Below are 7,485 nucleotides of genomic sequence, written 5' to 3'. Positions count from 1 at the left end.
AAGTGGTTAAGCGAGAACCAGGTTTAGGAAAACGCAAAGGAATTAAATCGTGAGCTATGACAATATAACGACACTGAGAATATAATGGTGCTTCTGGAAGGGGAGAAAAAAGTAGATTTGCTTGTAATTTTTTATAGATATTTGATAATTGAAATTGAGTCCAGAATAATCGTCGTAAATGACCTTTAGTTCCCTGAGCGGGCGTCATATTATTAGGAATTAGATGGCAGTTAAAATTGGGAATATTATTAGGAATTAGCAGAGTAGGATTAAGTTGCTGAAGTTGCGGCAGGATGTTATTAGCGTAGACAGATATTCCTGTAGGTTGGGGAATTAATACTGATAGATTGATGATAAGTTTGTTAGACATTTGCCCTCACACAGATTATGGCACGGATATACAGATTAAGATAAGAGTCTAGTAATAAGTTTAGCTTGGATTTAAGATAAGAATTCCTCCGATAAAATAATACTTTGTTGGGTTTCGCTTCGTTCTAAACAACCTAACAAAATTTTAAATACTGTAGGTTGGGTTGAGGAACGAAACCCAACATTTTCAGTCAACCTAGTTCAAATAAGATAAAAATTAGTTTAATTAAACAATACTTTGTTAAGTTTCACTTCGTTTTACCCAACCTACAATAATTTTAAATACTGTAGGTTGGGTTGAAGAACGAAACCCAACATTTTCAGTCAATTTGGTTCAGATAAGACAAAAATTCCTCCGATCAAATAATACTTTTTTGGGTTTCACTTCGTTCTACACAACCTACCAAAATTTTAAATACTGTAGGTTGGGTTGAAGAACGAAACCCAACATTTTCAGTCAATTTGGTTCAGATAAGACAAAAATTCCTCCAATCAAATGATGCTTTGTTGGGTTTCACTTCGTTCTACCCAACCTACAATAATTTTAAATACTGTAGGTTGGGTTGAAGAACGAAACCCAACATTTTCAGTCAATTTGGTTCAGATAAGACAAAAATTCCTCCAATCAAATGATGCTTTGTTGGGTTTCACTTCGTTCTACCCAACCTACAATAATTTTAAATACTGTAGGTTGGGTTGAAGAACGAAACCCAACATTTTCAGTTAATTTGGTTCAGATAAGATAAAAATTCCTCCGATCAAATAATACTTTGTTGGGTTTCACTTCGTTCTACCAAACCTACAATTATATCTGATAAATTTATTAATGGCTTTGAGCTTAATATTAGCTATTTTATAATTTATTGGCAGGTTAACTAAAGCAGCTATAGTAATTCTGAGTAATCTATATATTAAAACTAATTTATTTGTATGTTTTTTTAAACTCAATAGATAGCTATAGATGCTATGTTCAAGTTTTAATTCTGGTTTTTTACTGGTAATAGAAGATGGTTTATGAATTACAGATATTGTTTGAGTAATAGCTATTTTATGACCTTGTTTGACATAGCGTCTACAGAAATCAAAATCTTCATAGTATAAGAAATAATCTTCATCAAACTTAGGGCATTTTTCAAAGTTTTTGAGGTTAATTAACATACTGCATCCTGTTACCCAATCTGTGATTGATGTTTCTGTATTGGAAAGAAATTCATTAGCCATTATTTTGCCTGTTTCAGAAATAAATTTTCCGCCACCAAACCAAATTTTACCTGTGGGTTCGTAAACAGTTGTTCCTAATATAGAAAATTCTGGATTTTTCGCTAAAAAATGATCTGCTTTTTCCAGAGAATCAGGTAATAAATAAGCATCGGGATTAATTAACCAAACTATTGCTTGGGGATTTTGAGTATAAATCCAATTTAATCCTAAATTGCACCCTTTGCCATATCCTAAATTAGTTTCTGAATTGATAATAATTATGGTGTTGCTTTGGAGTTGATAAATAGACTCATCATCAGTCGAATTATTAATAATGATAATTTTTGGGAATAGGTGAGAAGTTAATTTGATTGAGTTGATTAATTTTTTAATTAACTCAGTTGAATAGTAGTTAACTGTCAAAAAGTAGATATTCTTTATATTAGTTTCTCCTTCGGAGTCTGATGGTGAAAGTTCAGGAGAAACCGGGTTTTTCCAGAAACATTATCGAATTAGAAATTATTCAAGTATCAACCCGGTTTATTATCTTGGGTTTGGCTTCCAAACCCCTACAATAAAATATTATAGCGCTACTCATTCAGGTATTTGACATTTCTAAATCCTGAAACCCTTTGATAGTTTACTATTCCCTCCATACCTATTCCCTATTCCCTATTCAAGTAGCGCTATACAACTTTAGGACTTAAGCAGAGACAACATATATAGCGCTAAAAACTATAACGTTATAGTTTTTGAACTCTACATATAGTACTTTTGCGTAAGTCCTGAACTTATTTAAAATTGCTATACTGTTTAACTAGCTATCAGCTTTTGTAGCTTGGGTTAAAATCGCTTGGAACCCCAAGCACAGGATTGGTCATTTAACTTTAGATTGAGACAAAGCTTTCTTGCTATGAGGGAGTTTCAGACGAAAAAACGTCTCATCTTTAAGTTAAACTACTATAAGTTTTGAAACCTCATTCTAAACTTAAAAAAAATAATCTTGTTGACTGTTGACCACTTTTTTAATCATGTTAATTCTATTTGACTATCATCTCCAATCATAAATCGTAATGCTTTAGGACGTTGTGGAGCATTAATTAGTTGGGCGCGACGACCGAGTAAACTATCAACAATACGTTGATGAATTTCAATAATTTTTGCTCCTTGTAATATGACACTGTGTTCTAAGTCAACATCAATTAAAGTGACATTATCAGCAATACTACTATAAGGACCAATAAAACAATTTTCTAGATGACAATTATCACCTATAATTACCGGACCTCGAATGCTACAATTAATTAGTTTTGTATTTTCACCTATTTTTACTCGCCCAATAATTTGACTTTGAGAATCTATTTCTCCATTTACTGAATTAGTTATACGAGTATCTAAAATAATTTGATTGGCACTAAGTAAATCATCTTTTTTACCTGTATCTAACCACCAACCTTCTAAAGTTCGTGCTTCAACAGAAATTTCCTTGTCTTCACCAGAAGTTTGTTGGTCTATTAGATATTGAATCGCATCAGTAATTTCTAATTCTCCTCTGGCTGAAGGTTTGATATTAGCAATGGCATTATGTATTTTTTTAGAAAAGAAATATATACCAACCAGTGCTAAATCTGATGGTGGAACTTTCGGTTTCTCGACTAATCCCAAAACTCGTCCTTTTTCATCTACTTTCGCCACACCAAAAGCTGTGGGATTGGGAACCTTTCGTAACAGAATTAAAGCATCTAACTCTTCCTGTTTAAAAATATCTAAAAATTTATCTAGCTGACTTTCAATGATATTATCTCCGAGATACATTATGAAAGGAGAATCTCCCAAAAATGGTTGAGAAATTTTAACAGCGTGAGCTAAACCTGCCGGTTGTTCTTGGAGAATATATGTAATTTTAGCTCCAAATCTTTCGCCGTTTCCTGTTAATTCTTGTACTTCTTTTCCAGTTTCTGGACTAATAATAATTCCGATGTCGGTAATACCTGCTGCTACAATACCTTCAATCCCATACCACAAAATAGGCTTATTGGCTACTGGTACTAATTGCTTTGCTCCTGTATAAGTAAGAGGACGTAATCTTGTTCCTTTTCCACCAGAGAGAATTAATGCTTTCATATTAATTTACGATTAGAGGTTTTTGCGGTAGTTTGTGTTTTTGGGTCTAATTTTTTTCCAGTCTAACATAAGCTTGACTGGCAATTAGTTGTCATTTTAATAAACTAAGGAATAAGTAAAAAATTTGTATAGAGAGCTATTGCTAAATTTTTTACTAATAGTAAATACCATGACCTGATTTTAGTTTTTATTACTATAAAATAATAGCTCTATCTTTTACCAAGATAATATTTGGGAACTCAGATTTTAATTTGCCATCAGCGGATAGTGACAGAAGGAGATTAAGTTTAAAGATGTAAACTAGGAATTAATTTTCGAGTCCACCATCGAGTAAGAAATTTCATTCTTTCTTTTTTACTACTATAATCTTTACCTTTAAAATGACCAGCAATACCCTGAAAATCAGGTGATACTAAAAATATGGATATAATCATTTGTTCTTTTTCTAATTGCTTGAAAGCTTCGTAAAATTGAGTTTCAATATAAAAACATCTTTCTTGGTGTTGTTGATGTAGAAGTCGTATAAATTGGAGATAAAATTTATTACTAAAAACTAAAAACCTATTATCACAATAGGGTTTAGCACCTTTTACTCCCCATAATTTTATAATTCTCCAACCTTGATCTTTATATTCACATAAACAATCATAATCTTCCCTAACGCTTTCTAATATCTGGGTCATATTCTTTAAATAAATCCGACCTGTAATTTTAGCAAAATGACTTACTGTATTAATCAATCTAGATTTTTCCAAACCTTTTTCTATTAATAAACACTCACCATATCCTTTGCCAAAATCTCTTGGAAAATCATTACAATTCAAAGAAATAAATTCAATTTGTTTATCCTAAGGATTGTCCTGAATAGCTTCTTTTAAAGGTTGAGAGGCCATCCAGAATTTTCAATAAAAATTATCTTCCGAATTTGAGGTTGATGGTTAACATAATATTGGATACTATTATAGTAATCATTTTGTCGTTGTTCAGCTACTTTGGATCGGCTTTTGGCATACCTTTAATATCCATAGTTGCTGTTAAAACTAGGGCTAAATCATATTCAATATTTAATTGAGATTTATTTTTCATTGTATAATCAACTTTCCTGCTTAAATCATAATTTATCTTTGTCTAGGATAGTTCTAAATTAAATTCCTGTCAAATAAATCCTCAACCCTCAGAATGCACTTATCATACTAAATCCAGTTTATAAAGAAGGTTTATTGTTGGGGTACTACATAAGACAGAAGGCAGAAAAAAAAAGGGTTAGAAGGATTTGAAAAAAGTAGGTTTTTATAACCGGATTTGGTATCATAATTTAATATGAATATCTTGACAAACAAAATTTGGTTTCAGGAATAATCATAAATATGAAAAATCAATCTTTTTTCAAATCATTAAATACTAAGTTTAATTCACAGTCTAGCTTTTTGATTAATGTAATTCTTTTCTTGACTGTAGTTTTGATAATTATTTCTATCACATCAATATATATATCTAATGAACATACAATTTATTGGTGGGATTTTGTGGGATATCAGAATGCTGCGAATAATTTAACAAATTTATTTCAAACATCTACCCAAAGAGCTATTGATGATATTTTAGGTTCTTTATCTCAACAGAAAAATTATCTAATTACACTACCATTAATCCCATTTCTCTATATTTTTGGCAACCAAAGAATTATTTATATCCTGAGTATTAACCTTCTCTATCTATTACCCTTCAGTTTATTGGTAGGAGCAATAGCTAAAAAATTAATTCCGGTTAATTCTGGATGGGTATTTTGGTCAACAGTAGCGATCGCTTTACTAATACCTATGAGTTGGAGTCCGAGTTTAAGAGGATATCCCGATATAGGAGCGACTTTACCTATTTTATTGGCAATTTTGTTTTACTTAAAAAATATTAGATTAAATCCTTGGTGGCAAATTCCTATTATCGGATTTTGTTTAGGAATATCTATAGTTTTAAGACGACATTTTGCTTATAGTGCAATAGCTTTTCTTGTTGCTGTTAGTTGCCAAACTATGATTAACTTTTTGATTACTTTCAAGTCCGGCAAAAATTCTGGGAAAAGACTTTTAGAAAGTGCCATAAAAATTAGCCTAATTTCCCTAACATCTTTCCTAACCATATCAATCTTTGCCTGGGGTTTTATCCAAAGTTCTTTAACAGAAAATTATAGAACTCTTTATGCTGCTTGGAGTTTATCAATACCTGACATATTCTGGCGTTATGCCTGTTTTTATGGATTAGTAACTTTACTATTAATTGCCATAGGATTTTCTGTAGGTGTTCTGAGAAAACTTTTAATTCCATCTACTACTATTTTCCTCTTATTATTCGGAATCTTTTCTTTAGCTGAATGGTTAATCTTACTCCGCTATGGAAATATTCATTACTCTCTACATTTAACACCGATAGTAGTTTTAGGACTAACCTCATTTATCTGGATAACTATTCATACTTTTCGAGGCAAAACTAAATTAATCATTCTCAGCATTACCGGAATATATTTAATTACTAATCTCATCTTTGGTTTAACACCTCTCGGCAAATTCAATAACTCCCTACGACCATTATTTGCCAGTAATTTTTCCCCATTAATTCGTTCCGACTACGATGAAGTTTTGCGTTTGACTAAATATCTAAGTAACTTAGCACCGAATCGAGAATTAGTATATGTAGCTGCTTCCTCAAATCATTTTAATGCCAATATTATTAGAAACTCTAACCGGATAATTAATCCTGAAAATTCGTCTAACTTAAGAGCAATAAGTAAACCACATATTGACACCCGCGATACTTACCCATTGCCAGAATTACTCGAAGCACAATATGTAGTTATTGCTCATCCATTTCAGAAAGTATTATTAACTGATGAACAAGTATTAAAACCAGGGCAACAAGATTTAGTCAAGTTTGTCTATGATGCCTTTTCTAAAAATTTACCCATTGCTCAAGATTTCCAAAAATTGCCAGAAGAATTTGTTTTAGATGGAGGAGTGACTGTTAGTTTTTATCAAAGAATTCGTCCTACTTCTATAGCGACTGCCGTACAAACTTTATCGGCAATGCAAAAACAAGTTCCTCAACGTCCGGGGAGACAGTTAGACTGGATGAGTTTAAATCAATCTCCTTATATTACTTATAATTATTCGGCTGTTACTCAAGTTTCTGATGATGCTTATAATTTAATGACAGACCCTGGGGATGTTACTAAACAAACGTCTAAATATTTTCTCTATTTAGGAGAGTTATCTTCTCCTGTAAAGATTGCTGGTAAGTTAGATTTTCTACATCAAGAATGTAATGGTTTATCTGTTAGATTTTCTCTGTTAGATGAGCAAGGAAATTTCCTTGATACAACTGCTAAGAATTATTTTCCTGGAGTTACTTCTGATTTAATTTTTTCTCTTAGAGGTAAAAATCCTGTTTATTTACTTCTGGAAAATCTGAGTATTGAAAGTGATAAGTTAACTGATAAATGTGGATGGATAATTAATAATCTAGTCCTTGACGAGTAGAGAATATTTCCTGGAGATAACCACTGATAATTATTTGCCTGGAGTTAGTTCTAATTTCACCTTTTGTCTTCTAAGATTTATGCTTTTTTAATTTAAAAGTATCTGCCTGGGGTGCTTCAACAAATGTATTGACTGTTGCGTATAGAGCAATAGTCGGAAAATTTGACTATTCATCTCTCCTGTCGGGGTGCTTCAACAAATGTGTTTACTATTGCGTATAGAGCAATAGTCGGAAAATTTGACTATTCATCTCTCCTGTCGG

Annotated in this window: 4 protein-coding genes and 1 pseudogene; 1 reads left to right on the top strand and 4 read right to left on the bottom strand. The window is 31.9% G+C overall.

Going from position 1 to position 7,485, the window contains the following annotated elements:
* From F6K22_RS24855 to F6K22_RS24840, 4 genes and pseudogenes are all read right to left on the bottom strand, one after another.
* A pseudogene (locus F6K22_RS24855) lies at positions 1 to 370 on the bottom strand (glycosyltransferase family 1 protein); the annotation flags it as partial.
* A 779-nt stretch (positions 371 to 1,149) separates the two neighbouring features.
* Positions 1,150 to 1,992: a glycosyltransferase family 2 protein gene (locus F6K22_RS24850; RefSeq protein WP_293104112.1), complete on the bottom strand. Its 843-nt coding sequence runs from the start codon at positions 1,990 to 1,992 to the stop codon at positions 1,150 to 1,152.
* A gap of 606 nt (positions 1,993 to 2,598) precedes the next feature.
* Complete coding sequence (locus F6K22_RS24845; RefSeq protein WP_293104110.1) at positions 2,599 to 3,693, bottom strand: glucose-1-phosphate thymidylyltransferase; 1,095 nt, start codon at positions 3,691 to 3,693, stop codon at positions 2,599 to 2,601.
* Between the two features lie 287 nt (positions 3,694 to 3,980).
* Complete coding sequence (locus F6K22_RS24840) at positions 3,981 to 4,517, bottom strand: hypothetical protein (protein ID WP_293104108.1); 537 nt, start codon at positions 4,515 to 4,517, stop codon at positions 3,981 to 3,983.
* A gap of 543 nt (positions 4,518 to 5,060) precedes the next feature.
* On the opposite strand from F6K22_RS24840, the gene F6K22_RS24835 reads away from it, so the two are divergent.
* Positions 5,061 to 7,223, top strand: a complete 2,163-nt coding sequence (locus F6K22_RS24835; protein WP_293104106.1) for a hypothetical protein — start codon at positions 5,061 to 5,063, stop codon at positions 7,221 to 7,223.
* Positions 7,224 to 7,485 lie beyond the last annotated feature (262 nt).

The organism is Okeania sp. SIO2F4, assembly GCF_010672385.1.
Lineage (GTDB): Bacteria > Cyanobacteriota > Cyanobacteriia > Cyanobacteriales > Microcoleaceae > Trichodesmium.
The sequence above is the reverse complement of the archived record's forward strand: the minus strand, read 5'-3'. Positions and strand labels throughout refer to the sequence as shown.

Coding starts and splice junctions, on each gene's coding strand:
- F6K22_RS24845 (WP_293104110.1), bottom strand. CDS start 3,693: ATGAAAGCATTAATTCTCTCTGGTGGAAAAGGAACAAGATTACGTCCT.
- F6K22_RS24835 (WP_293104106.1), top strand. CDS start 5,061: ATGAAAAATCAATCTTTTTTCAAATCATTAAATACTAAGTTTAATTCA.